This is a genomic window from Hypericibacter adhaerens (genome assembly GCF_008728835.1).
Classification (GTDB): Bacteria; Pseudomonadota; Alphaproteobacteria; order Dongiales; family Dongiaceae; genus Hypericibacter; species Hypericibacter adhaerens.
The window spans coordinates 1,145,495-1,165,977 of sequence record NZ_CP042582.1 but is presented as its reverse complement, the minus strand read 5'-3'; the positions used below and the strand labels follow the sequence as shown (position 1 = coordinate 1,165,977).

Genomic DNA, 20,483 nt, shown 5'->3' with positions numbered 1-20,483 from the left:
AAGGTCCAGGACCATGACGAAAGAAGAGCTTGAGCTGCGCCAAGGGATCATCGAAGCCTGCCGCTCGATGAATGCGCTCGGCGTCAACCAGGGCACCTCGGGCAATATCAGCGCCCGCCATGGCGATGTGATGCTGATCACGCCGTCGGGCGTTCCCTACGACCAGCTCAAGCCCGCCGACATCGCCGAGATGACCCTCACCGGCGCCTATGGCGACTGGAGCGGGCCGCTGCAGCCGTCCTCGGAATGGCGCTTCCATCTCGACATCATGCGCTCGCGCCCCGAGGTCGGCTCGGTCGTGCATACCCACAGCACCTATGCCACGGTGCTCGCCATCTGCGGCAAGGAGATCCCGGCGATCCATTACATGGTGGCGGCCTCGGGCGGCCCGACCATCCGCGTGGCGCCCTACGAGACCTACGGCACGCCGGCGCTCTCGACGCAGGCGCTGGCGGCGCTCAAGGACCGCAGCTGCTGCCTGCTGCGCAATCACGGCGTGATCGCGACGGGCGCCAATGTGAAGCGGGCGCTGTGGCTGGCGGTCGAGGTCGAAACGCTGGCGCGGCAATATTATCTCTCCCTCTCGATCGGCGGCGCGCAGGTCCTGTCCGACGCCGAGATCGCGCATGTGATCGAGAAGTTCAAAAGCTACGGCCCCCGCCCGAAGCCCGCGGGCAAGGCCGCCCGGGGCCGCCAACCCGCTGGCGGGAAGACGGCCGCCCGGCAACGGGCCGGATCGCGCGGCCGCTAGACCGGACGCAACCGCCGGACCTGGAACCCCGGCAGGACGGAGTCATGGCGCAGCCCCTGTTCCTCGGCATCGATGTCGGCACCAGCGCGGTGCGGGGCTGCGCGCTCGGTGCGGCCGGCCAGGTCGCGGGCATGACCGCCGCTCCCCTGCCCGCGCCGCGCCAGCAAGGCGCCGCGATCGACCAGGAACCGGCAATCTGGTGGGAGGCGGTGACCCGGATGCTGCGCGAGCTCGGCCGTTCGCTCGATCTCGGCGCCGTCGCGCGCATCGCCGTCGACGGAACCTCCGGCACACTGCTCTTGACCGACGAAACCGGCGCGCCGCTCTCGACCGGCCTCATGTACAACGACGCCCGCGCGGCGGACGAGGCGGCACGGATCAAGGCGCTGGCACCGCCCGAAAGCGGCGCGCATGGCGCGAGCTCGGCCCTCGCCAAGCTCCTGCATCTGCTGCGCGAGGGCGGCGATGCGCGGGTCCGCCACGCGATCCACCAGGCCGACTGGATCGCCGGGCGGCTCGCGGGCCGGTTCGGCTGGAGCGACGAGAACAACGCTCTGAAGCTCGGCTACGATCCAGTGACGCGACGCTGGCCCGATTGGATCGACAGGCTCGAAGTTCCGCGCCACCTCCTGCCGGACGTGCTGGTGCCGGGCGCCCTGGTCGGCCGCATCGATCCCGCGATGGCCGGAACGCTCGGTCTTTCGCCGGCGGTCGAGATCCGCGCCGGCACGACCGACGGCGTCGCCGCCTTCATCGCCACGCGCGCGTCCGAGGTGGGTGACGCGGTGACCTCGCTGGGCACGACGCTGGTGGTGAAGCTTCTCTCCGAACGGCCGATCTTCGCGCCTGCGCAAGGCGTCTACAGCCACCGGCTGGGCGATCGCTGGCTCGCCGGCGGCGCCTCCAACAGCGGCGGCACGGCGCTGCTCGCTCATTTCACGGCCGGGCAGATGGAGGCACTGACAGCGCGGATCGATCCGGCGCGGCCGACCGGCCTCGACTATTATCCGCTGCCCAAGCCCGGCGAGCGTTTCCCGATCGCCGATGCGGCCCTGCCGCCGCGTGTCACGCCGCGTCCGAGCGACGACGCCGTCTTCTTCCAGGGCCTGCTCGAAGGCATCGCCGCCATCGAGGCCCTCGCCTACCGGCGCCTGGAGGAGCTGGGCGCTCCCTCCCTCAAGCGCGTCATCAGCGTGGGCGGCGGGGCGAAGAACGAAGCCTGGACGAAGATCCGGCGCCGCGTGCTGGGCGTGCCGGTCGAGACGGCCGAGACCACGGAGGCCGGCTTCGGCGCGGCCCTGCTGGCCTTGCGGGGCGGCCCGGCATGACGCTCGCACGGAAGCCCGAGGCGATCGCGGGGCTGCACGAAATCCTCGATCGCTTCGATCATGTCCTGCTCGATCAATGGGGCGCGCTGCATGAGGGCCAAGCCGTCTTTCCGGCCGCGCGGGATTGCGTGGCAAGGCTGCGCGCGGCCGGCAAGCACGTGGTGATCCTCTCCAATTCCGGCAAGCGCGCGCTCGACAACGAGCGTCGCCTGGCGAAGCTGGGGCTGCCGCGCGGCGAATACGACCTGCTGCTGACCTCGGGCGAGGTGACCTGGCACGGCCTGCGGGACCACACCGATCCGGTTTTCGCGCCTTTTCGCGGCACCGGCCTGCTGATCGCGCGCGACGGCGATACCGGCATCCTCGAGGGGCTCGACATCCGGCGCACCGAGGACATCGCCGCCGCCGATTTCATCCTGCTGGCCGGTCTCGACGACGACCGCAGCGAACCCGAGGCCTGGCGCGAGATCTTCGCCAGCGCGGTGCGCCGCCATCTGCCCCTGCTCTGCGCCAATCCCGACCTCACCATGTTCGGGCAGAGCGGCCTGGCGCCCGCGCCGGGCGCGCTCGCCCGCTTCTACGAGATGCTGGGCGGCCGCGTCCTCTATATCGGCAAGCCGCATGCGCCGATCTTCGACGCGGCCGTCGCCGCCTTGGGGCAGCCGCCGCGCGCGCGCCTGCTGGTCGTCGGCGACTCGCTGGATCATGATGTGCAAGGCGGACGCGCGGCCGGCATGCGGACCCTGCTGATCGGCAGCGGCGTCCATGCGGCCGATCTGGCCCAAAGGACGATATCGGAGGAACTGGCCGCCGCCGTCCGCGCGCTGGCCGGCAGCGAGGCGCGGATGCCCGATTGGGTGATGCCGCATTTGACATGGTGACAGCGATGGAAGCACCCGCATCTCTGGCGGCGCTGAAGGCGGTCTCCCGGCGTATCGGGCTCGACCTGCGGCTGGTCCAGGGTCCCGGCGGCAACACCTCGATCAAGGACGGCGGGGTGCTGTGGATCAAGGCCTCGGGCACCTGGCTCGCCGAGGCGGAGACGAAGGAGATCTTCGTCCCGGTCGATCTCGCCGGCGCGCGCCGGGCGCTGGCCGCGGGCTCGGAGACGATGCCGGTGATCGCGCGCGACGGCGCGCCTGCGCTGCGCGCCTCGATCGAGACCTCGCTTCACGCGCTGCTGCCGCATGCCGTGGTGCTGCATGCCCATGCGATCAACACGATCGCCTGGGCCTGCCGCACCGATGGCGATGACGAATTGGCGCGGCGCCTGGCGGGCCTGGCCTGGGCGAAGCTGCCCTATGTCCGCCCCGGCCTCCCCCTCAGCCAGGCCGTCGCCGAGCTCACCAGCCGGCAGACGCCGGATGTGCTCATCCTCGGCAATCACGGGCTGGTCGTGGCCGGCGCCGATTGCGCCGCGGCCGAGGCGCTCATGCGCGAGGTCGAGCGGCGCCTGGCCCTGCCGCCGCTGCGCCCCGCCCCGGCCTTCGATCTCGCGCGGCTGCAGGCGGTCTGCGCCGACGGCAGCTACCGGCCCGCAATCGAGCTGCTCTGCCATCGCCTCGCGACCGATCCCGAGAATCTGCGCATCGCGACGGCCGGCTCGCTCTATCCGGATCACGTTGTCTTTCTGGGGCCCGCCCTGCCCGTCTTCGCCGCCGACCGTTCGCTGGCCGCGTTGCGCCGCGAGCGAACGGCGGACGGGCTGCCGATGCCGGTGGCGATGCTGGTGTCCGACGCCGGCGCCATCGTCCGTGCCGACATCCTGCCGGCAGCCGAGCTCATGCTGCAATGCCTGGCTCTGGTGGCGGAACGCCTCTCCGCCGATGCCGGCGTCTCTTATCTGCCGCCGGAGGAAGAGCAGGCTCTGCTCGATTGGGACGCCGAGCGCTATCGCAAGCAGCTGAGCACGACAAATCCTTGACGGCGGGTTCGCCGGAAGACAATGGCTGGAAAGACGGGCGCCGCCAGCGGAGATGAATGATCGCTGGCGGCGCGTCATGCACAGGGCGCTGATTTGAGGCAGCACCCGGCACGCCTCATCGCTCCGCCATCAAGACCGCAATGGGGGCGCTGCGGCAGGGGAGCGATGAGCAACGGGACAAGGCACAACATTCAGAGCACCGTTCAGAAGTTGTAGACGAGGCCGGCACCGACGAAACCCTGGGTCGCGTCGCCCGCATCCTCGACGATGGGACTGTCGGCCGCATCGCCCACCAACCGCGTGATGCCGGCCAGCGCGGCGATTCCCCAGTGCTCGGTCAACCGATAGGTCGCGTTGATCGACAGGCCGACATCCTTCATGCCACCGTCGGCGTCGTAGGTCGTGAAGCCGCTGCGCGCCGCATCGGCGGCGTCGATGCCGAAATGGGTCTCGTTATATTTGCCGCTGGCATAGGTCGCGGAGATCCTGATGCCGAGGCGCAGTTGATCCCAGGGCCAGAAGCTGTAGAAGGGGCCGAAGCTCACCGTGGTCCCGTCGCCATTGCTGCCGACGCCGCTGAGGGCCTCGATCTCGACACCGATCTGATCGCGCGCCTGCAGCACCGTGTCGGCGTAGAGCTTGACGAATCCTCCCGCCGCGACCGTCCCGTCGATGTCGTGCATGGCGTCGACCCGATCGTTCTCCACATCGCTACGGCCAAAGCGATAGGCCAAGGACGGACCCAGCTCGAGACCCAGGGGAAGCAAACCCGCCGGCATGATGTTGGCGCGCAGCTCCGGCCCGCGCAGATCGAGATAAAATTCGTCATAGCCGAGCTTGCCCACGGCCAGGGGCGCCGGCCGGTAGTCACTCGATCCTTCGTAATCCGGCACCATCACGCCGCCCAGGTTCAGATAGCCGTTGACACCTTTCTTCTCGTCGGCCAGCACCGGTGCAAGGCAGGCCAGACCCACAACGAGGAGCAGGGATAGCGGCAGGGCCGAGCCGAGACGCAGGAAGGCGGTTGCGACGGTCACGCGAGTATCTCCTTTCCACGATCGCCATTCCCCGGCAGGACGCCGCCCGCGGCGGCATGACGAGGGTGTAATATAAAAACCGACCAGACGGTTTGCAAATAAAAACGACAAAGGGAGCCCGCACCCCCGATCAGGGCGCGGGCGGTCAGACTGACAACGCGATCAGGATGCGCGGGATTTGGAAGGCGATTTCGGCCGCCGGGCAGACCGCTTGCCGGGCTTCGCGAGCGCCAACCATTGCGCATCGTCGAGCAGGCGCTCGAACAGCTGCGCGCGTTCCTTCTCCGACAAGGTGGAGATGCCGAGCAGGCTCGCGAGGGCCAAGCCTTGCGCCGCCGCCGCCCGGAGCAGCGCCAGTTGCGGGTCCTCCGCCTCGGCCTTGATGAGATCCACCTTCTTGGCTTCGGTGTCGCGGCCGACGGAGAGAAAGCCCGGATCCTCGATCAGGGCGCCGAGGATGGCGAAAGCGACCGGCTCCCGCTTGAGCGCCACCTCGCGCCAGGTGGCAATTCTCGCCGCCAGCTCGGGCTCGGCCGTTGCCGATCTGTTTTCGGCCTTGAACCGCTGGGAAAACTCTTCGAAATAGGCGCGCTGCTGATCCAACAACGCCATCAGCACCGCCTGCTTGGTGGGGAACTGATGCATGACCCCGCCCTTGCTCATGCCTGCTTCGCGGGCGATGGCATCGAGCGTCAACCGACCGGGGCCGTCACGGGCGATGATGGTGAGTGCCGCCTGGATCGCGGCATTGCGGGAACGTTCTGACCGGGAAGCGTTGTCCATCTTCGACTCGCGAAACCAAGGAGCGCCCGACGGCGTCGCTGGGATTGATAGCTGATCTGATCCGATACCGACAAGACAGGCGGCAAGACGAATGGTGGATCGGTGGCCGTGAATCCGGGTATCGGACCTTATCGCTCGCGATACTCCTTTCTCTCTAAAATCATCAGCGAAGAATCTCGGCAAGCGCCCCATGCGCCAGCGCTTGCGGGATGTCACCACGACCGAAGAAGGGACAGAGCATGACGGCCGACAAGCCGACCACGGCCCCGGACAGCACCGCCGTGCGGGTCGCCCTGTGGCGGGCCCTGCATCTCGAGGTCGATCCGCCGCCGCATGTGATCGAGGACGAGGTCGGCCTGCGGCTGGCGGCGCCCGATGAGGGCTGGCGCCGCCGTCCGGACATGGACCCGCAAGGCACGCGCCCCTTCCGCGCCTCCATCCTGGCCCGCGCCCGCTTCATCGAAGACCTGGTTACGGAGCAAACGAGCCGCGGCATCGGTCAATACGTCATCCTCGGCGCGGGCCTCGACAGCTTCGCCCAGCGCCAGCCGGCGATCGCCTCGCGACTGACGATCTTCGAGGTTGATCGCCCCGGGCCGCAGGCCTGGAAGCGCCGGCGCCTCATCGAGCTCGGTTTCGGTATGCCGGCCTCGCTGCGGCTCGTGCCGGTCGATTTCGAGGCGGGCGAGGACTGGTGGCGGAAGCTGACGGCGGCCGGCCTCGATGCCGGCCGGCCGGCGGTCGTGGCCTCGACCGGCGTCAGCATGTATCTCACCAAGGACGCCGTCGCGGCCACGCTGCGCCAGGTCGCGACGCTGGCGCCGGGATCGACCTTCGTCATGAGCTTCCTGCTGCCGATCGAGCTCGCAGACCCCGATGCGCGCCCGGGATTGCAGATGGCCGAGAAAGGCGCGCGGGCCAGCGGCACGCCCTTCATCAGCTTCTTCACGCCGGCAGAGATGTTGGCGCTCGCCCGCGACGCCGGTTTCAAGGAAGCCCGGCATGTGTCGGCAGCCGCGCTCGCCGAACGCTATTTCGCCGGGAGAACGGATGGGCTGCGTCCGCCCCACAATGCCGAGGAGCTGCTGGTCGCGACGACCTAGCTGCCAACGGTAGCGTTGCCGCCGCTAAGCCGCGCCGGCCTCGGGCTGAAAGACCGTCTTCGGCCGGCTCGACAGGATCGATTTGGATTCTGGCGCCGGCGGCCGCAGCGGCTTGAAGGCGCGGGTCAGGTCCGCGAGGAAGAGGTCGCGGCCCGCACTGGGCGCCGCGTCGCGCCTGAAGACCGCATAACCGGTGCTGCTGGCGGCAAGGCCCGGCATGGCGATCGCGCGGATATCGCCGCGCTCGACCCAGGACCGCGCGAAATCGCAGGGCAGGAAGCCGATATAGCGGCCGGTGAGGATCAGCATCAGCCGCGATTCCATGCTGGCGGCCCGCGCCGTCACGCGCATGCGATCGACGAGCTCGGCAATCCCGGCCCCGGGGGCGGCCACCAGGTCGATGCACTCGTATTGCGACAGCATATCCGCCGTGATCTCGCCATCCGCGACCGGATGGAGGGGGTGCCGGGCGCCGCAATAGAGCGACAGATCTTTCGAGAACAGCGGATGCATCGTCAATTCGGGCAGGCGCCGCGGCACCACATTGACGCCGATATCGGCGCCGCCCTCGAGCACGAGCTGCGTCACATGCTCCGGCGACGACGAACGGAGATTGATGAAGACGTCGGGGTTGCGCAGCGTGAACATGCGGATGGCGTCCGCCACCTGGGCCCGCGCGCCGACAACGAGATCGTCGTCCATGGCGATGGTGAACTCGCCCGCGATGCGCGACACGATCCGGCCGACGCTGTCGCGGAAGCCGGACATGCCCCGGAACAGCTCCAGGCTGGCCTCGTGGATCTTCCTGCCGTGGTCGGTCAAGCCGAAGCCCGCGCGTCCGCGCCGGCAGAGCTTCACGCCCAACCGGGTCTCGAGCGCCGCGATATCGGTGCTGATGGCGGATTTGCTCTTGTTGAGCTTCACCTCCGCCGCGGTGAAGCTGCCGGCCGCAACCACCGCGTCGAAGACCTGCAGCAGCCGCAAGTCGAAGGCCGTCAGCTCGGGAAGCCGCCTTGTCATGGCTGTCGCTCCCCGTCCGGCATCGTCGACCACCCCGCCCGGTAGATCGAATCCAAGGCCATTACCTGCCTCACTCGAGCAGTCTCCTCCGCCCCGATTTGCCGGCCTGCTCGCGCCTTTTGGCTTGGGGGCTCTCGAATTGTTTAAACAGTTACATAATTAATTCTGAGGGTCAATAAAGGCTTCTGGGAGGACTCAATGATTCTTGAGCCCTCTCCAGCAGGCGGATCGATAAGGGCGGAGAATCCGTGGCTTGCGCGCCCGCCGAGGGACGGCGGGCTACTTCCCCGGCATCGGCGCGGTGAGGCCGCCCACCAGGAACGGCACGATCTGGCGGACGCATTCGTCCAGATCCTTGGTGCTGCAACTGCCGCCGGAATAGGCCTCGAGCCGGTCGGAATCGGCCAGGGTGTAGAAGTAGGCGCCGATCAGGAAGATCATGCGCCAATAGACGCAATCCGGATGCATGTCGCCCAGCGCGCGCTTCAGCGCGTTGATATAGCGCGTGGTGGATTCGTCATAGACTCGCTTGCGCAGGTCCGACATGAAATCGGGCGCCTCGTCCTGCAGGCGCGCATGCAGGCGCATATAGGCGACGCCCCCGGCTCCCTGCCGCTTGATCTCGATCGCCGGCACGATGAAGGCGCGAACCAGCTCCTCGATCGTCGGCGGCTGTCCGGGGCGCGCTTCGAGCGCATCGAGCAGGCGGATGCGTTCGCGGCCCAGCTCCTGGCCGCGGCGCAGATAGATCGAGCAATAAAGCCCCTGCTTCGATCCGAAGTAATAGCGAATCAACGCCTGGTTGATCTGCGCCCGCTGCGAGATTTCGCGCAGCGACGTGCCTTCATAGCCGCGCGCCGCAAATTCCTCTTCCGCCGCGTCGAGGATCTTGTCGCCGGTCGCGTTGTCGCCGGGGCGGCGGCCCAGCTTCGTCGGCCGGTCCGGCGAGGTTTCCGGCCCGGGCGCGGCGGCCCGCTTCGATCTGGTCTGGAGGGTCATGGTCTGTCTGTGGTGGTGTTCAGGTCGGCAGCGAGAGGGAGGATCGGGGAATTACCGGTCGAGGAATCGGCCGCCCGAGTCCGGTCCCCGACCGGCTTGCGCGATGGGTCCGCATTCAAGCCGATCCCCCGGAGCGGTGCAATGCGGGGGCCATGCCGCCCCGACCGATGTCGCGGGCCGCATGTCAGAGATGGCCGGCGATCCAGGCGGCATGGCCCATCAAGCCGGCATCGCCGTGGAGCGGTCCGATCAATTGCAGGCCCAACGGCAGCCGCTCGGCTTCGAGCAGCGGCAACGAGATGCAAGGAGCGCCCAGCAGCGATCCCGGCACGGCGAACGCCGGATCGCCGGTGTTCTGGATGCCGAGGGGTGCCGCTCCCGACGCCGACAGGGTGACGAATCCCGCGGCCCGCGACAGCAGGCCGGCGCTGATCTTGCGGATCTCGTCGCGGCGCGTCAGGGCGGCCCGATATTCCTCGGCCGTGAGGTGCTCCCAGGCATTAAGGCGGTTGCCCAGATCCTCGCTCAACGAGCCGGGGCCCAGCTCGCGATAGGGCTTGAGCGGCCAGCGCAGCTCATAGCCGCAGATGGTATGGGTCATCTCCCGCGCCTCGCGCAGCAGAACCTCGAAAGCCTCGATCGCGGGATCGGTCTTGCGCGAAACGATCTCGACGCCCTGCTTCTCCAGCCGCGAGAGGGCCTCGTCGAGCCTCGACTGCGTCTCCGGATTGCAGAGCGACCAGCCCGCGGTATCGAGGCGGATCAAGCTTGCCGGCTTGACCGGCGGGCTGAGCTCGGCGCCGCCGAACAAGCCGGGCTGGCCGGGATCGCCGCCGGCGATGCTGGCGATGCGATGCGCGGTGGTCCAGAGATCGCGCAGATTGCCGGCATGGACGCCGATGCAGGCCTGGCTCAGGCCGGAATGGCCCCCTTGCCGGTTGAGCGCGCCCAGCGACGGCTTGAAGCCGTAATTGCCGCAATAGCTCGCCGGACGGATCAGGGAACCGACCACCTGGCTGCCGATGGCGACCGGCACGAACCCGGCACCCACCGCGGCGGCCGAGCCGCTGGAGGAGCCGCCCGGCGTGCGCTGGGGATCGAACGGGTTGCGGGTGGGCCCGGGGCTGTAGAATCCGAACTCGGTCGTGACGGTCTTGCCCAGGATCACCGCCCCGCTCTGCCGCAGCGCATAGACCGACGCCGCATCGCGCTTGCCCTGCCAGCCGGCGAAGATCGGGCTGCCCATCTGGGTCGGCATGTCGATGGTCTCGTAGAGATCCTTGATGCCGACGGGCATGCCGTCGACCGCCGACAGGGACCGGTTGGCGCGATAGCGCGCGGTCGATTCGTCGGCCGCCCGGCGCGCGCCCGCGATGTTCATCGTGACGAAGGCGCGGATCTCCGGTTCGCGCGCCTCGATCCGCTCGAGGCAGCGCTCGAGATAGGCGCGCGGATTGTCGCCGCCGTCGCGGAACCGGTCGACGGCGTCGTGAAAGGACAGCAGGCGGGTTTCGCGCGGATTGTAGCTCGACATGAGGTTCCCGTGGCGGATGGAGGTCGGGAACGACTCTGCCGAGACCGGCGGCGGTTTGGGTTCGCGGACCCCCGAATTGGACTTTGCGAGACTTTGAACCGAAGCGGGAAGCGCCTCTCTATCATTTCCGGAAATGCGGCTGCCCGCAGCTCGGGAGATCGGAAACATGGCTCACGGCGAATATGGCCCGAAACTGTCGCGCGCGGCCGACGTGCTGGTGCGCGACCTGATGTGCGTGAAGCCCGGCGAAAGCCTGCTGATCGCGGCCGATACCGGCACCGACCGGGCGGCGGTCGAGGCGCTGCAGGATTCCGGCTATCGCCTGGGCGCCAAGGTCGCGAGCCTGATCCTGGCGCCGCAACTGCCCTTCCAGGGCGCGCTGGCGGACGAATACATGCCCGCTCATGTCCGCGCCGCGATCGACGCCTGCGATGTCTGCATCGATCTCTGCTTCCCCTATCTCGCGGGCTCGAAGGCCTACGACCACGCGATGCACAACAACCGCACCCGCTATTTCCTCGGGGCCGATGTCGGCACGGAAGAGCTGATCCGGCTGATGGGCAAGGTCGATCTCGACACGCTGCTCGAGGTCGGCGACGTGTTCGGCGCCTATGTCCAGCAACATACCGGCAAGGAATGCCGGATCACGACGCGGGAGGGCACCGACGTCACCTTCACGCTGGCCAAGCCCGACGGTCTCGGCCTCGCGAAGGCGACCAAGCCCGGCGGCTATTTCATGCCGGGCACGGTCCTGCTGCTGCCCGAGCTGAAATCGGTCGAGGGCACGATCGTCGTCCACCATTTCTTCCACGAGTACTATACGGAATCCTCCGAGCCGGTGACGCTCAAGATCAAGGGCAAGGTGCAGGACATCATCGGCGGCGGCTCCGAGCACAAGGTCATGCGCCGCTCGATCGCGCGCGCGGGCAACGGCGACTATGGCTATGTGGTGCATTTCACCTGCGGCATCCATCCGGCGGCGCGGCTGACCGGCAAGTCCTTCATGGAAGACCAGCGGGTGATGGGCTCCAACGCCGTCGGGCTCGGCCTGCCGCCCTGGGAGCCGGGCGGCGGCGAGAACCACCCCGACATCGTCTTCACGATGCAGTCGATCTGGATCGACGGCCAGCCGATCGTGAAGGACGGGGTGGTCGTGGGCCCGCCGCATCTGCGCGAGGCGATGCAGAAGCTGCAGCCCGTCTTCACCTGATCCCCTCGAATTCCCGCCAGCAAGCTTCCCGGAGCGATATCGACATGCCGATCAAGGAACGTGACGTCGAGTTCGAAGGCACGACCATGCATTGCTATGAGGGCGGGAAAGGTTATCCCGTTCTCATGATCCACGGTTCGGGCCCCGGCACGGCCTCGGCCACGAACTGGGCGCATGTCATGGAGCCGCTCTCGAAGTCCTATCGCATCCTCGCCATGGACATGATCGGCTACGGCAAGTCCGGCCGGAAGCCGGCGAAGCCCTATTTCGACATGGATATGTGGGTCCGCCAGGCGATCGCGGCGCTCGACCTGCTGGCGCCCAGGGGGCCGGTCGGGATCATCGGCCATTCGCTGGGCGGCGCCGTCGCGCTCCGCACCGCGCTGGAAGTGCCTCGCGTCAACAAGCTCATCCTGCAGGGATCGCTCGGCGCCCAGAAGAAGATCACCCTCCCGATCGCGCGCAGCTGGCGCGTGCCGAAGGACGAGAAGGCCTTCCGGCACTACTACAAGAACGTGATCCGGGTCCGGATCCCGCTCACGGACGAGTTCGTCAAGGGCCGCATGGCACTGCTTCGCAAGGACGGCTACGACAAGTATTTCAACACCATGTTCGTCGGCAACAAGCAGCGCTATGTCGATGCCTCGCGGATCTCGCCCCAGGCATTGCGCAAGCTCAAATGCGACGTGACGATGATCCACGGCGCCGACGACGCCTGCGTGCCCTTCGAAGAGGGCGGCATCGAGCTGGCGCGGCTTCTGCCGCGGGCGGACCTCTACCGGCTGGCCGATTGCGGCCATCCCTGCTCCTTCGAGCAGCCGCAGAAATTCATCGCCCTGGCGAAGCTGGCGCTCGGCTGATGCGCCGGCGAGCGTCCTGTGACAATGGCGATGCTGCCGACCCCGGGCCGAGTGTGGGCATCGCGGCCCCCGGCCGCTGCGACGAGTGACCGGGCAGGTTCGTCTCCGGTTGGCCAAAGACCTCCCGATCCGGGTAATCTCGCGACATGAAGATCGAGAACAGTTTCGACGTGCCCCTGCCGGTCGAGCAGACCTGGGACCTGCTTCTGGATATCCAGCGTGTCGCCCCCTGCCTGCCGGGCGCCGAGCTGCTCGAGACCATCGATAGCGACGCCTATCGCGGCAAGGTCTCGGTCAAGCTCGGGCCGATGGCGGTGACCTTCCAGGGCATCGCGCGTTTCGAAAGCAAGGACCCCGTCGCCCGACGGGCCAACGTCAAGGCCAGCGGCAACGAGACCAAGGGCCGGGGCGGCGCGCAGGCCAAGGTCGATTTCGCGCTGACGTCGGTCCCCGGCTCCGGAACCCGCGTCAAGATCGACACCGATCTCAATCTCAATGGCGCGGTCGCGCAATATGGCCGTGCCTCGGGCATGATCGGCGACGTCGCCCAGCAGCTCGTCGATAAATTCGCCGAAGCGCTGAAGGCCCAGATCCAGGCCGATGCCGCCCGCGCAGCGCCGGCCGTCACCGGCGAGCCCTCGCCAACCGGTGCGGCGAACACCACGGCACCGGTGCCTCCGGCCACGCCTCCAGCACCGGCCAAGCCGATCTCCGCCACCGAGCTCCTGATCGGCGCGCTGAAGCGGCGCTTCCGGCGCTGGCTGGCGGGCCTGCGAGGCCGGGGGCCGGAGGATCGGCGGTGAAGCCGGCGCCCTTCGCCTATCACGCGCCCTCCTCGCTCGCCGCCGCCGTCGACCTCCTGGCGCAGAACGAGAACGCCAAGATCCTCGCCGGCGGACAGTCGCTGGTGCCGATGATGAATTTCCGCCTGGCGATGCCGGATCACCTGATCGATCTCAATCCGGTGACGGAGCTCGATCGGCTCACGGTCAGAACCGATTCCATCGAGATCGGCGCCATGACCCGGCAGCGCCGCATGGAATTTTCCAACGAACTGCGCCAGGCCTGCCCGATCATCGGCGAGGCCCTGCAGCATGTGGGCCATCGCCAGACCCGCAATCGCGGCACCATCGGCGGCAGCCTGGCCCATGCCGATCCGTCGGCGGAGCTTCCGACCGTGGTGCTGGCCCTCGATGGCGTGATCGAGATCCGGGGCCCTCGTGGCACGCGCTCGATGCCGATGGCCGAATTCGCGTTGGGTTTCATGACCACGGCCCTCGAGCCCGACGAGATCATGAGCGCCGTCACCCTGCCGCGCTGGCAGGGTCCGCATGGCTATGCCTTCGTCGAGTTCGCCCGCCGCCTGGGCGATTTCGCGGTGGCGGCGGCCGCGGTCATGATGGCGCTCGATGCCAAGGGCACCGTCACCCGCGTCGCGGTCGCGCTGGCCGGGGTAGGGCCGGTGCAGTCGCGGCTGACCGCGGTCGAGGAAGCATTGCGGGGCCACCGCATCGAGCCGGCCCTGATCGACAGCGCCGCCGCGCTCGCCGCCGAGGGCGACGCCAACGAAGACATCCATGCCAGCGCCGATTATCGCCGGCATCTGGCGCAGGTGCTGACCGCGCGTGGCCTTGCCACCGCCGCGCGGCGGGCGCAAACCCAGATGAAAGCACCGGCATGACCGCGCCCGCGACCGTCGCCTTGACCGTCAACGACCGCCCCTACGAGAAGCAGGTCGATCCCCGCACCACGCTCGCGGATTTCCTGCGCCAGCATCTGGGCCTGACCGGCACTCATGTCGGGTGCGAGCATGGCGCCTGCGGCGCCTGCACCGTGCTGCTCGACGGCCAGAGCGTGCGCGCCTGCCTGATGTTCGCGGTACAGGCGAGCGGCCATGCCGTCACCACCGTCGAGGGTCTGGCCAACCCGGATGGCTCGCTCTCGCCCCTGCAATCGGCCTTTCGCGAGCATCACGGCCTGCAATGCGGCTTTTGTACCCCGGGCATGCTCATGACCCTGGCCGAGCTGCTGCGCGACAACCCCGCGGCCACCGAGGCGGAGGTCCGCGACACGCTGTCGGGCAATCTCTGCCGTTGCACCGGCTATGCCGGCATCGTGGCGGCCGCTCTCGATGTCCTGGCGCGACTGGCGCCCGAAGCGAAGGACCGCTGAGATGGGCATGAAGGCCATCGGCGCCCGCGTGCAGCGGACCGAGGATCCGGCGCTCCTGTCCGGGAAGGGCCGCTATCTCGACGATATCGCGCTCCCGGGCATGCTGCATGCCGCCTTCCTGCGCTCGCCCCTGGCCCATGGCGTGATCCGCTCGATCGATGCGACGGCGGCGCTGGACGCCCCCGGCGTTCATGCCGTGCTCACGGCCCAGGATCTGCCGGAGATGCTGCGCAACACGCGCCTGCCGGTGATGGGCTCGAGCCCCCAGCAGACCCAGGTCATGACGCCCTACGCATTGGCGCCGGAGGAAGTCTGCTATGTCGGCGAGCCGGTCGCCGTCGTCGTCGCCGACAGCCGCTATCTGGCGGAGGACGCGGCCGGGCTGATCGCGGTCGACTATGACGAGCTGCCGGCGGTCGCCAACTGCCGCGACGCGGCCCAGGCGGAGGCGCCGCGAACCCACAATGGCAGCAGCTCCAACAAGGCCACCCGCTTCAAGGCCACCATCGGCGATGCCGCGGCGGCATTCGCGACCGCGCCCCACGTGTTCCGCCAGGACATGTGGCAGCATCGCGGCTGCGGTCATTCGATCGAATGCCGGGGAGCGGTTGCGGAACACGACCCGCTGCGTGGCGGCCTGACCCTCTGGTCCTCCACCCAGATCCCGCATATCGCCAAGCATGTTCTCTGCGATCTCCTGGCGATGGATCCGGAATCGGTGCGCGTGATCGCACCCGACGTGGGCGGCGGCTTCGGCCCGAAGGCGGTGTTCTATCCCGAGGAGCTGGTGGTCGCGGCGGCCGCGATGAAGCTCGGGCGGCCGGTCAAATGGGTCGAGGACCGGCGCGAGCATTTCCTGACCGCCGTCCAGGAGCGCGATCAATACTGGGATGTCGAGATCGCGGTGGACGGCGAGGGACGCATCCTCGGCGTGCGCGGCTCGATGCTGCATGACGGCGGCGCCTATCTGCCGTGGGAATTCAGCCTCCCCTACATCGCCGCGGTCACCATGCCCGGCCCCTACCGGCTGCCCGCCTACGATCTGGACGTCACCGTCGCCTATACCAACCTGCCGCCCGCCAGCGCCATCCGCGGCTCCGGCCGGCCCCAGGCCGTGTTCGCGATGGAGCGGCTGCTCGATCGCGTCGCGCGCGAGCTCGGCATCGACCGGGCGGAACTGCGGCGGCGCAATTTCGTGCAGCCCGACCAGATGCCCTACCCGACCGGGCTGACCTACCGCGACGGGCGCGCCGTCGTCTATGACAGCGGCGATTACCCGACCACCCAGTCGATGGCGCTGGAGCTGGCGAACTATGCCGATTTCGGGCGGCGCCAGGCCGAGGCGCGGGCCCAGGGCCGCCATATCGGCATCGGCATCGCCAATTATGTCGAAGGCTGCGGTGTCGGTCCCTATGAAGGCGTGAGCATCAAGGTGCTCGACAACGGCAAGATCAACCTGCGCTCCGGCGCCGCGCCCACCGGCCAGGGCCACAAGACGATGCTGGCCCAGATCTGCGCCGAAACGCTCAATGTCGAGATCGAGGACGTGATCGTCACGCTGGGCGACACGAACGCCATCGCCATGGGCGTCGGCACCTTCGCCAGCCGCATCGCCGCCAATGCCGGCCCCTCCGCGCTGGGCGCGGCCCAGACCGTCAAGGCCAAGATCCTGAGCCTCGCCTCGCGCCTGCTCGAGACGCCCGAAGAGGATCTGGTGCTGGAGAAGGGCCGCGTCGAGGCGAGGCATGGCAACCGCCAGGGGCTGAGCCTCGGCGAGCTCGCCCGCCGGGCGAAAGGCTCACCGGGCGTCTCCATGCATCGCGGCGACACGCCGGGCCTGGAGCATACGAGCTATTTCACGCCGGCCCAGGCCACCTGGTGCAACGGCACGCATGTTGTCGAGGTCGAGGTCGATATCGCCACCGGCGGCGTGAAGATCCTGGACTATGTGGTGGCGCATGATTGCGGCACCGTCATCAACCCGCTGATCGTCGATGGCCAGATTCAGGGCGGCGTTGCCCACGGAATCGGCAACGCGCTGCTGGAGTGGATGGCGTTCGATCCCAACGGCCAGCCGCTCACCACCAATTTCGGCGAGTATCTGCTGCCGAGCTCGACGGTGGTGCCGACGGTCCGGATCGCGCATCTGGAGACGCCCTCGCCGGTCAATCCGCTGGGGGCCAAGGGTGCGGGCGAAGGCGGCACCATTCCGGCCGCCGCCGCCATCGTGTCGGCGATCGAGCACGCGCTGACGCCGTTCGACGCCCGGCTGAACATGTCGCCGCTGACGCCGGAAACCATCATCAAGAGTCTGAAGCAGAGCCCGAATTACAAGGCCGCGCTGATGCGCGCCTGCGCCGGCTAGGGTTGCGGGCCAAGGCCGACGCTGACCGTCCGGGCAGACTTCGGTCCTGTCGGTTCATGGCGGCGTGAAGTCCAAATCCGCAATTTCGAACCGTATGTCGCGCGGCGTCGAGACATCCTGAATGGCGATCAAACCAAGAAGGGCCGCTGGCAGTGCCCGCGGCCGCAGGAGAAAACGCGTGAACGTTCAATCGAGACAAACACGGGGGATCAACATGCTGGGTGGTCTGAAGCATCTTGTCGGCGCCGGTGCCGTCGCGGCGCTCGCGCTTACCGCCACATTGCCGCTGGCCCGGCCGGTTCAGGCCGCCGACACGATCGTGATCGGCGTGATCCAGCCTTTCACCGGCCCCATCGCCGCCTATGGCCAGAACACGATGAATGCGCTCAATCTCGTCCTCAAGGAAAAGGGCGATACGTTCGGCGGCAAGAAGATCGAGTTCGTCCAGCTCGACGATCAATGCACGCCGAGCAACGCGGTCGAGGCCGCGAACCGGATCATCGATCGCGCCGTCGCCGTGATCGGGCCGAGCTGCAGCGGCGACATGGCCGCCGTCCAGCCGATCCTCAAGGAAGCGAAGATCCCGCATTTCACGCCCGCCTACCTGCCGACCTTGAGCGCCCAGGGCGACGACTACTTCTTCCGCGCCACGCCCGGCGACGGCCCGCTGATCCGCGCACTCGCCGCCTACGTGAAGGCCCAGGGCAAGACGAAGATCGCGCTCGCCTATGACACGACCGGCTTCGGCGTCGGCGAGAAGGACGCGTTCCTGGCGGCCCTGAAGGAATTCGGCATGGCCGATCCGGTCGTGACCCTCTCCTACGACTTCTCGGTGACCGACTTCTCGGGCCAGATCGGCAAGATCCAGGCCTCGGGCGCCGACGCCGTGGTGGTGCTGAGCTACGAGAACCTGCAGGGTCTGTTCGTGAAGCAGGCCCAGCAGCTCGGTCTCGAGATCCCGGTCTTCTGCGGCACCGCCGCGGCGGAGCCGGAATTCCTCGATATCGGCGGTGCCAGCGCCAACGGCGTGATCTATTCGGCGGCCTATGCCGCGGACGATCCGGCGACGGCCGAGTTCACCAAGGCCTACCAGGCGGCCTACAACAAGACGCCCAGCGTGGTGCAGGTGAGCGCCGCCATCGCGATGTATGCGCTGGCCGACATCTGGACGCGCCAGGGGCCGGACGTGAAGGGCGAGGCGCTGCGCGACGAGCTGAAGAAGCTCCATCTCCAGACGCCGGCCGGCACCGCCGCCTGGACCGCCACCGGCGAGCCCGCCGACAGCTTCGCCATCCTGCAGACGGTCCAGGACGGCAAGGTGGTGACGGTCAAGCGCGAATCGATCAAGGCCGAGTGAGTTCGCCTCTCTTCGACGTCGGAGCTATGCTCGTCGACGGCCGGTGGCGGCCCGTTGCCGCCACCGGCCTCGAGGGGATGACATGAACTCGACCATTCTCGTTCAGACGATCCTCAGCGGCCTCGCGGCGGGCGGTCTCTATGCGCTCGTCGCGATCAGTTTCGGCATCGTCTATCGCACCACCCGCGTCTTCAATTTCGCGCAAGGCGATTTCGGGGCGCTCGGCGCCTATGTGGCCTTCAGCGTGCTGGCCGCCCTTCCCGGCCATTACTGGCTGGCGCTGGTGATCGGCTGCCTCGCGGTGGGCATCTTCGCCGCCGCCGTCGAATTCGTCGCGATCCGCCCGCTCTACCGCCTGGGCGAGCTCTATACCTTCATCACCACGATCGGCCTCAGCTTCGCCATCCAGAGCGGGATCCAGCAGATCTGGGGGCCGTTCGTCCGCGTCATGCCGAACCCCTTCGGCGACCGGGCCGTCAAGGTCCTGGGCCTGCGCGTGGTGCCGGACAAGATCTGGATCTTCTCGATCGCCATCCTGCTGACCGGCGTCCTCTTCGTCTTCCTGGCCAAGACCAAATACGGGACGGCCATGCGCGCCTGCGCGCAGGACAGCCGCGTCGCCAACCTGCTCGGCATCAAGGTCGGGCGGATGTTCAGCGGCGCCTTCTTCCTCAGCGGCATGGTGGGTGCCTTCGCCGGCATTCTGATCGCGCCGATCACCTATCTGCAGCCGACCATGGGCCTGCAGCTCGGCGTGCCCGGCTATATCGCCGCCCTCCTGGGCGGGCTGGGCAGCATGCCGGGCGCGCTCATCGGCGGCTTCATCCTCGGTATCGTCCAGGCGGTGTCGGTGCTGGTGATCGATCCGCGCTACAGCCCGATCGTCACCTACGTCGTGTTCGTCATCGTGCTGCTGGTGAGGGCGCGCGGCCTCTTCGGCGAAGAAACCGTCCAGGGCCGCCTGGTATGACGGCCCGCCGCCCCCGAACCGTCGCGCCCGCCCGGCAGCGGCTCCCCTCCGGCAACGGATTCCCCCGGTGATTCAGCGTCTCTACGCCTCCACCTTCTCGCTGGCCCGCTACCCGCTCCTGCTCGCGGCCCTGCTGCTGATCGAGCCGGTCTTCTCGAGCCAGTATCTGATCCGCATCGTCAACACCATGCTGATCCAGGCGGTGGCGGCGCTCGGCGTCAATGTCGTGCTCGGATTCGCCGGGCTCGTGTCGATCGCGCATGCCGCCTTGATGGCCTTGGGAGCCTATACTTCGGCCCTGCTGATGCTGAAGCTGGGCATGCCTTTCCCGATCGCCTTCGTGACCGCCTGCCTCTTCTGCGGCATCGTCAGCGGCTTCGTCGGGCTCCTCGGCAACCGGGTCGAGACCAATTATCTCCTGGTGATCACGCTCGGCATCCATGTCGCGATCTTCCTCGTCATCGTCAACGAGAACTGGCTGACCGGCGGCGCCTCCGGGCTCTTCAACGTGCCGAAGGTCGAGATCGGGCCCTGGCGCCTCGCCAACGACCGCAGCTATTACTGGCTGACGGCGCCGGTCTTCGTGGCGGCGCTCTATTTCGCCGAGCGCCTGCGCCACTCGAAGCCGGGACGCGCCATGATCGCGGCCCGGCTGCACGCGCCCGCCGCGCGCATGAGCGGGATCAACGTCAACCGCTACCGGGTCTGGGCGATGGTCTTCGCCGGCGTCTATTTCGGCGCGTCCGGCAGCCTGTTCGCCCATCTCATCGGCTTCCTGGGGCCGGAAGATTTCAGCCTGAGCCTGACCCTGCTTCTGACGCTGACCGTCGTGGTCGGCGGGCTCGGGTCCAACGTCGCGGCCTGCGTCAGCCTGGTGATCCTCACGGCGATCGCCGAAGCCTTCCAGCAGGCCGCCTCCTCCTGGTTGCTGTTCTACGGGATCCTGATCATGGTGGTGATGGTCGTGGCGCCGCGCGGCATGGCGGGCGTGGCGGAATCGGTCGTCGAGCGGATCAAGCGGGCGCGCAGCCTGGTGCGCCGGCCGCTCGACCGGCCCAGCTTGTGAGGGC

Annotated in this window: 19 protein-coding genes; 14 read left to right on the top strand and 5 right to left on the bottom strand. The window is 68.1% G+C overall.

Annotated elements, in window-relative coordinates; translation table 11 throughout:
- Window positions 1-13: 13 nt before the first annotated feature.
- The 4 genes from FRZ61_RS05220 to FRZ61_RS05205 are packed head-to-tail and all read left to right on the top strand — an operon-like array spanning window position 14 to window position 4,003.
- Window positions 14-751: a class II aldolase/adducin family protein gene (locus tag FRZ61_RS05220; RefSeq protein WP_151115439.1), complete on the top strand. Its 738-nt coding sequence runs from the start codon at window positions 14-16 to the stop codon at window positions 749-751.
- A gap of 44 nt (window positions 752-795) precedes the next feature.
- Complete coding sequence (locus FRZ61_RS05215; protein WP_151115437.1) at window positions 796-2,079, top strand: FGGY-family carbohydrate kinase; 1,284 nt, start codon at window positions 796-798, stop codon at window positions 2,077-2,079.
- On the top strand, window positions 2,076-2,960 hold the full coding sequence (locus FRZ61_RS05210; protein WP_151115435.1) for a TIGR01459 family HAD-type hydrolase: 885 nt from the start codon (window positions 2,076-2,078) through the stop codon (window positions 2,958-2,960). Before FRZ61_RS05215 ends, FRZ61_RS05210 begins: the two co-directional genes overlap by 4 nt.
- Window positions 2,961-2,965: 5 nt before the next feature.
- Window positions 2,966-4,003 (top strand): class II aldolase/adducin family protein, encoded by a 1,038-nt coding sequence (locus FRZ61_RS05205; protein WP_151115433.1) that lies wholly within the window; start codon window positions 2,966-2,968, stop codon window positions 4,001-4,003.
- A 203-nt stretch (window positions 4,004-4,206) separates the two neighbouring features.
- Here FRZ61_RS05205 and FRZ61_RS05200 read toward each other — a convergent pair whose 3' ends face one another.
- A complete protein-coding gene (locus FRZ61_RS05200; RefSeq protein ID WP_151115431.1) occupies window positions 4,207-5,040 on the bottom strand; it encodes a MipA/OmpV family protein in 834 nt (277 codons plus the stop codon).
- 162 nt (window positions 5,041-5,202) lie between these two features.
- Entirely contained in the window at window positions 5,203-6,015 is an 813-nt protein-coding gene (locus FRZ61_RS05195) for a TetR/AcrR family transcriptional regulator (RefSeq protein WP_225309124.1), read from the bottom strand.
- A gap of 47 nt (window positions 6,016-6,062) precedes the next feature.
- On the opposite strand from FRZ61_RS05195, the gene FRZ61_RS05190 reads away from it, so the two are divergent.
- Window positions 6,063-6,926, top strand: a complete 864-nt coding sequence (locus FRZ61_RS05190) for a class I SAM-dependent methyltransferase (protein ID WP_151115429.1) — start codon at window positions 6,063-6,065, stop codon at window positions 6,924-6,926.
- A 24-nt stretch (window positions 6,927-6,950) separates the two neighbouring features.
- Here FRZ61_RS05190 and FRZ61_RS05185 read toward each other — a convergent pair whose 3' ends face one another.
- The 3 genes from FRZ61_RS05185 to FRZ61_RS05175 all read right to left on the bottom strand — a co-directional run bounded on the left by FRZ61_RS05185 (window position 6,951) and on the right by FRZ61_RS05175 (window position 10,479).
- A complete protein-coding gene (locus tag FRZ61_RS05185) occupies window positions 6,951-7,946 on the bottom strand; it encodes a LysR family transcriptional regulator (RefSeq protein ID WP_151115427.1) in 996 nt (331 codons plus the stop codon).
- A 279-nt stretch (window positions 7,947-8,225) separates the two neighbouring features.
- Entirely contained in the window at window positions 8,226-8,945 is a 720-nt protein-coding gene (locus FRZ61_RS05180; RefSeq protein ID WP_151115425.1) for a TetR/AcrR family transcriptional regulator, read from the bottom strand.
- Between the two features lie 184 nt (window positions 8,946-9,129).
- On the bottom strand, window positions 9,130-10,479 hold the full coding sequence (locus FRZ61_RS05175; RefSeq protein ID WP_151115423.1) for an amidase: 1,350 nt from the start codon (window positions 10,477-10,479) through the stop codon (window positions 9,130-9,132).
- A gap of 166 nt (window positions 10,480-10,645) precedes the next feature.
- On the opposite strand from FRZ61_RS05175, the gene FRZ61_RS26350 reads away from it, so the two are divergent.
- The 9 genes from FRZ61_RS26350 to FRZ61_RS05135 all read left to right on the top strand — a co-directional run bounded on the left by FRZ61_RS26350 (window position 10,646) and on the right by FRZ61_RS05135 (window position 20,479).
- Window positions 10,646-11,689: a M29 family metallopeptidase gene (locus tag FRZ61_RS26350; RefSeq protein WP_191909307.1), complete on the top strand. Its 1,044-nt coding sequence runs from the start codon at window positions 10,646-10,648 to the stop codon at window positions 11,687-11,689.
- A 44-nt stretch (window positions 11,690-11,733) separates the two neighbouring features.
- Window positions 11,734-12,549, top strand: coding sequence for an alpha/beta fold hydrolase (locus tag FRZ61_RS26345; RefSeq protein ID WP_191909306.1), 816 nt, complete (start codon window positions 11,734-11,736; stop codon window positions 12,547-12,549).
- Between the two features lie 146 nt (window positions 12,550-12,695).
- Window positions 12,696-13,352, top strand: coding sequence for an SRPBCC family protein (locus tag FRZ61_RS05165; RefSeq protein WP_151115421.1), 657 nt, complete (start codon window positions 12,696-12,698; stop codon window positions 13,350-13,352).
- The gene (locus FRZ61_RS05160; RefSeq protein WP_151115419.1) at window positions 13,349-14,230 is read left to right on the top strand and encodes an FAD binding domain-containing protein; all 882 of its coding nucleotides are present in this window, start codon (window positions 13,349-13,351) and stop codon (window positions 14,228-14,230) included. The genes FRZ61_RS05165 and FRZ61_RS05160 overlap by 4 nt, the downstream gene beginning before the upstream one ends.
- Window positions 14,227-14,721 carry a (2Fe-2S)-binding protein gene (locus tag FRZ61_RS05155; RefSeq protein ID WP_151115417.1) on the top strand — a complete coding sequence of 165 codons (495 nt, stop codon included), beginning with the start codon at window positions 14,227-14,229 and terminating at the stop codon, window positions 14,719-14,721. The genes FRZ61_RS05160 and FRZ61_RS05155 overlap by 4 nt, the downstream gene beginning before the upstream one ends.
- A 1-nt stretch (window position 14,722) precedes the next feature.
- Complete coding sequence (locus FRZ61_RS05150; protein WP_151115415.1) at window positions 14,723-17,086, top strand: xanthine dehydrogenase family protein molybdopterin-binding subunit; 2,364 nt, start codon at window positions 14,723-14,725, stop codon at window positions 17,084-17,086.
- Window positions 17,087-17,300: 214 nt separating this feature from the next.
- Complete coding sequence (locus FRZ61_RS05145) at window positions 17,301-18,443, top strand: ABC transporter substrate-binding protein (RefSeq protein ID WP_191909305.1); 1,143 nt, start codon at window positions 17,301-17,303, stop codon at window positions 18,441-18,443.
- Window positions 18,444-18,525: 82 nt separating this feature from the next.
- Window positions 18,526-19,413 carry a branched-chain amino acid ABC transporter permease gene (locus FRZ61_RS05140; RefSeq protein WP_151115411.1) on the top strand — a complete coding sequence of 296 codons (888 nt, stop codon included), beginning with the start codon at window positions 18,526-18,528 and terminating at the stop codon, window positions 19,411-19,413.
- A gap of 67 nt (window positions 19,414-19,480) precedes the next feature.
- Window positions 19,481-20,479 carry a branched-chain amino acid ABC transporter permease gene (locus FRZ61_RS05135; protein WP_151115409.1) on the top strand — a complete coding sequence of 333 codons (999 nt, stop codon included), beginning with the start codon at window positions 19,481-19,483 and terminating at the stop codon, window positions 20,477-20,479.
- Window positions 20,480-20,483 lie beyond the last annotated feature (4 nt).

What these genes read in the sequence shown, in the direction of transcription:
- FRZ61_RS26345 (WP_191909306.1), top strand. Translation starts at nt 11,734, where the DNA reads ATGCCGATCAAGGAACGTGACGTCGAGTTCGAAGGCACGACCATGCAT.
- FRZ61_RS05165 (WP_151115421.1), top strand. Translation starts at nt 12,696, where the DNA reads ATGAAGATCGAGAACAGTTTCGACGTGCCCCTGCCGGTCGAGCAGACC.
- FRZ61_RS05195 (WP_225309124.1), bottom strand. Translation starts at nt 6,015, where the DNA reads ATGGGGCGCTTGCCGAGATTCTTCGCTGATGATTTTAGAGAGAAAGGA.
- FRZ61_RS05210 (WP_151115435.1), top strand. Translation starts at nt 2,076, where the DNA reads ATGACGCTCGCACGGAAGCCCGAGGCGATCGCGGGGCTGCACGAAATC.
- FRZ61_RS05180 (WP_151115425.1), bottom strand. Translation starts at nt 8,945, where the DNA reads ATGACCCTCCAGACCAGATCGAAGCGGGCCGCCGCGCCCGGGCCGGAA.
- FRZ61_RS26350 (WP_191909307.1), top strand. Translation starts at nt 10,646, where the DNA reads ATGGCTCACGGCGAATATGGCCCGAAACTGTCGCGCGCGGCCGACGTG.
- FRZ61_RS05215 (WP_151115437.1), top strand. Translation starts at nt 796, where the DNA reads ATGGCGCAGCCCCTGTTCCTCGGCATCGATGTCGGCACCAGCGCGGTG.
- FRZ61_RS05175 (WP_151115423.1), bottom strand. Translation starts at nt 10,479, where the DNA reads ATGTCGAGCTACAATCCGCGCGAAACCCGCCTGCTGTCCTTTCACGAC.
- FRZ61_RS05140 (WP_151115411.1), top strand. Translation starts at nt 18,526, where the DNA reads ATGAACTCGACCATTCTCGTTCAGACGATCCTCAGCGGCCTCGCGGCG.
- FRZ61_RS05190 (WP_151115429.1), top strand. Translation starts at nt 6,063, where the DNA reads ATGACGGCCGACAAGCCGACCACGGCCCCGGACAGCACCGCCGTGCGG.
- FRZ61_RS05205 (WP_151115433.1), top strand. Translation starts at nt 2,966, where the DNA reads ATGGAAGCACCCGCATCTCTGGCGGCGCTGAAGGCGGTCTCCCGGCGT.
- FRZ61_RS05150 (WP_151115415.1), top strand. Translation starts at nt 14,723, where the DNA reads ATGGGCATGAAGGCCATCGGCGCCCGCGTGCAGCGGACCGAGGATCCG.
- FRZ61_RS05145 (WP_191909305.1), top strand. Translation starts at nt 17,301, where the DNA reads ATGCTGGGTGGTCTGAAGCATCTTGTCGGCGCCGGTGCCGTCGCGGCG.
- FRZ61_RS05155 (WP_151115417.1), top strand. Translation starts at nt 14,227, where the DNA reads ATGACCGCGCCCGCGACCGTCGCCTTGACCGTCAACGACCGCCCCTAC.
- FRZ61_RS05185 (WP_151115427.1), bottom strand. Translation starts at nt 7,946, where the DNA reads ATGACAAGGCGGCTTCCCGAGCTGACGGCCTTCGACTTGCGGCTGCTG.
- FRZ61_RS05220 (WP_151115439.1), top strand. Translation starts at nt 14, where the DNA reads ATGACGAAAGAAGAGCTTGAGCTGCGCCAAGGGATCATCGAAGCCTGC.